This is a genomic window from Ruegeria sp. YTSA219 (assembly GCF_059609985.1).
The window spans coordinates 1-3,884 of the sequence record NZ_JBXWMT010000031.1; the positions used below are offsets into that span (position 1 = coordinate 1).

Below are 3,884 nucleotides of genomic sequence, written 5' to 3' on the forward strand. Positions count from 1 at the left end.
GATCAGCCCCTGGCCATTGCGGGGGCTGATCTGGTTGTCGTCTGTTTACTCTGCGGCTTCTTCGTAAGCGTCCATTGGTGGGCATGTGCAGATGAGGTTTCGGTCACCGTATGCGTTGTCGACGCGGTTGACGGGGGACCAGTATTTGTCGACGCCCATGGAGCCCGGAGGGAAGCAGGCCTGTTCGCGGGTGTAGGGGCGGTCCCAGTCGCCGACCAGATCGCGCACCGTATGGGGGGCGTTTTTCAGCGGGTTGTTCTCCGCATCGATCTTGCCGTCGATGATGTCCTGCGCCTCGGCCCGGATGGACAGCATGGCGTCGCAGAAGCGATCCAGCTCGTCCTTGGGTTCCGACTCGGTGGGCTCGACCATCAGGGTTCCGGCCACCGGCCAGGACATGGTCGGCGCGTGGAAGCCGGAATCGACCAGTCGTTTGGCCACATCGTCGACGCTGACATGGGCCGCCTCATCCAGAGGACGGGTGTCAAGGATACATTCATGCGCCACCCGGCCTGTTTCCGAGGTGTACAGGATCGGATAGGCGTCCTGCAGCCGGGCCGCGATATAGTTGGCGTTCAGGATCGCCACTTTCGTGGCCTGGGTCAGACCCGCACCGCCCATCAGCAGCACATAGGCCCAACTGACCGGCAGGATCGACGGAGACCCAAACGGTGCCGCCGAGACCGGACCGACGGCGGTGCCGTATTCCGGGTGGCCGGGCAGGTGTTCCTCCAGATGCGCCTTGACGCCGATCGGACCCATGCCGGGGCCGCCACCGCCATGCGGGATGCAGAAGGTCTTGTGCAGGTTCAGGTGGCTGACATCGCCGCCGATATCACCGGGGCGCGACAGGCCGACCATGGCGTTCATGTTGGCGCCGTCGATATAGACCTGACCGCCGTGATCATGGGTGATCTGGCAGACCTCCTGGACGGTGGTCTCGAACACGCCATGGGTCGACGGATAGGTGATCATGCAGGCGGCCAGATGGTCGGAATGCTTTTCCGCCTTGGCGCGGAAATCGGCGACATCAATGTTGCCCTTCTCATCCGCTTGCACCGGCACCACCTGATAGCCCACCATCTGGGCCGAGGCCGGGTTGGTGCCATGGGCCGAAGTGGGGATCAGGCAGACATTGCGGTGCCCTTCGCCGCGGGCGAAGTGATAGTTGCGGATCGTCAGCAGGCCTGCGTACTCGCCCTGCGCACCCGAGTTGGGCTGCTGCGAGATCGCGTCATAGCCGGTGATCTGGCACAGCTTGTCGTTCAGATCGGCAATCATCTCGTGATAGCCCTGTGCCTGATCTTCGGGGCAGAACGGGTGCAGATTGCCGAACTCGGGCCAGGTGACCGGGATCATCTCGATCGTGGCGTTCAGCTTCATGGTGCACGACCCCAGCGGGATCATCGCCCGGTCCAACGCCAGGTCGCGGTCGGCCAGACGGCGCATATAGCGCGTGATCTCGGCCTCGGCCCGGTTCTTGTGGAAGATCTCGTGGGTCAGATATTCGCTTTCACGCAGCGCGTAATCCGGCAGGCGGTATTGCTTGTTCGAGCTGTCATCCGCCCGATCGATGCCGAAGGCACCCCAGACGGCCTCGATGGTCTCGGGCCGGGTCTGTTCGTCCAGGCTGATGCCGACCTTGCTGTCGCCGACCTTGCGCAGGTTGACGCCGCGGGCCACGGCGGCCTCCATCACGACATTCTGCAGATGGCCGACCTCGACCGTGATGGTGTCAAAGAACACTTCCGGTTCCACGGCAAAGCCCGCCTCTTCCAGACCGGCGGCCAGGCGCGAGGTCTTGCGATGCACCGATTGCGCGATGGCCTTGATGCCATCAGGGCCGTGATAAACCGCATACATCGACGCAATGACGGCCAGCAGCGCCTGCGCGGTGCAGACATTCGAGTTGGCCTTCTCGCGGCGGATATGCTGTTCGCGGGTCTGCAGCGCCAGGCGATAGGCCTTGTTGCCCCGGCTGTCGATGCTGACGCCGATGATCCGGCCGGGCATCGACCGCTTCAGCTTGTCGGTGGTCGCCATATAGGCCGCGTGCGGGCCGCCATAGCCCATCGGCACGCCAAAGCGCTGGGTCGAACCGATGGCGATATCCGCGCCCATCTCGCCGGGGGATTTCAGCAGTGCCAGCGACAGGATGTCGGCGGCAACGATGGCAATGGCTTTATGTTCATGCAGCGCCGCGATCTCGGCGGTGAAGTCGCGCACATGTCCATGCGTGCCGGGATACTGGAAGATCGCGCCAAACACCGCGCCCGCGTCCATCGTATCCGGATCAGCCACCTGTACGTCGATGCCCAGAGGCTCGGCGCGGGTTTTGATCACCGCAATGGTCTGCGGGTGGCAGTTTTTATCGACGAAGAAAGCCGCGTTATTGGCCTTGGACCGGCCACCGCGCTTGGCCATCGCCATCGCCTCGGCAGCAGCGGTTGCTTCGTCCAGCAGCGAGGCGTTGGCCACGTCCAGCCCGGTCAGATCGCTGACCATGGTCTGGAAGTTCAGCAGCGCCTCAAGCCGGCCCTGGCTGATCTCGGGCTGATAAGGCGTATAGGCCGTGTACCAGGCCGGGTTTTCCAGGATATTGCGCAGGATCGGCGCAGGCGTGGTGGTGCCGTAATAGCCCTGACCAATCAGCGAGGTCAGAACCTTGTTCTTGCTCGCCACCTCTTTCATGTGGAACAGCGCATCGCGCTCGGTCATCGCCGGACCCCAGTCCAGCGCTTCCTTCTGTCGGATCGCAGGGGGGACGGTGGCGTCAATCAGCTGATCCAGCGTCGTGAAGCCGATCACCTTGAGCATGTCGCGCATCTCGGTCGGGCTGGGCCCGATATGGCGACGGTTGGCAAAGTCATAGGCTTCGTAATCGGTGAGTTTGAAGGCCATGTGTAGCGCTCCTCAAGGAATGTCTCGCCCAGCCGCTCTGGCAGATGCCTCCGGCGGGAGTATTTGGAAAAAGATGAAGCCCGGGGCCCGGTTTCAGGGCCCCGGAATTGAAGTTACCCGATGAAGGCCTTGTAGCCGGCCTCATCCATCAGATCTTCCAGCTGCGACGCATCCGTGATCTTGATCTTGTAGATCCAGGCCTCGCCCTCGGGGTCGTCGTTCAGCGCGCCCGGATTGTCGGCCAGCGCCTCGTTGACCTCGACGATCTCGCCATCAACCGGCGCATAAAGCTCGGACGCCGCCTTGACGGATTCGATCACGCCAATCTCGCCACCCTTCTCGAACTCGTCGCCTGCTTCCTGCTGTTCCACGAACACCACGTCGCCCAGCTGTTCAGCCGCGTGTTTGGTGATGCCCAGCGTCGCGGTATCACCCTCGACGGTCAGCCATTCGTGCTCTTCGGAATAATAGGTTGCCATGTTGTCTCTCTCCTGACTTCAACGCTTGTAATTCTGGGTGACAAAGGGGGTGGCCACAATCTGTGCCGGTTGCGGCTTGCCCCGGATGATCAGATTCACCGCCGTGCCCGGTTCGGCATGATCCGCCGCCACATAGCCCATCGCCACAGGTCCACCGACCGTCGGGCCAAACCCGCCCGAGGTGATCTGACCGATTGTATTGCCCTGCGCGCACTGAATGTCCACGCCCTGACGCGCCGGTGCCCGGCCTTCCGGCTTGATGCCCACCAGCTTGCGCGCGGGACCCTCGGCCAGTTCTTTTTGAATGCGATCGGCCCCCGGGAACCCACCCTCTTCCTTGCGGCGTTTCTGGATCGCCCAACCCAGGCTGGCCTCGATCGGCGAGGTGCCCTGGTCGATGTCATTGCCATACAGGCACAGCCCCGCCTCCAGCCGCAGGCTGTCGCGCGCGCCCAGGCCCGCCGCCTCGCAATCCTCATGCGCCAGGAAGGCCTTGGTGATTTC

3 protein-coding genes are annotated in these 3,884 nt (G+C 63.1%); all 3 read right to left on the minus strand.

Annotated features, from left to right (window positions below):
* Nucleotides 1–45 precede the first annotated feature (45 nt).
* Nucleotides 46–2,901, minus strand: a complete 2,856-nt coding sequence (gene gcvP, locus AC2FFB_RS19980; RefSeq protein WP_496704183.1) for an aminomethyl-transferring glycine dehydrogenase — start codon at nucleotides 2,899–2,901, stop codon at nucleotides 46–48.
* A gap of 113 nt (nucleotides 2,902–3,014) precedes the next feature.
* Nucleotides 3,015–3,380: a glycine cleavage system protein GcvH gene (gene gcvH, locus AC2FFB_RS19985; RefSeq protein WP_142640419.1), complete on the minus strand. Its 366-nt coding sequence runs from the start codon at nucleotides 3,378–3,380 to the stop codon at nucleotides 3,015–3,017.
* Nucleotides 3,381–3,398: 18 nt separating this feature from the next.
* A partial coding sequence (locus AC2FFB_RS19990) for a glycine cleavage T C-terminal barrel domain-containing protein (protein WP_496875356.1) occupies nucleotides 3,399–3,884 on the minus strand: 486 nt, incomplete at its 5' end.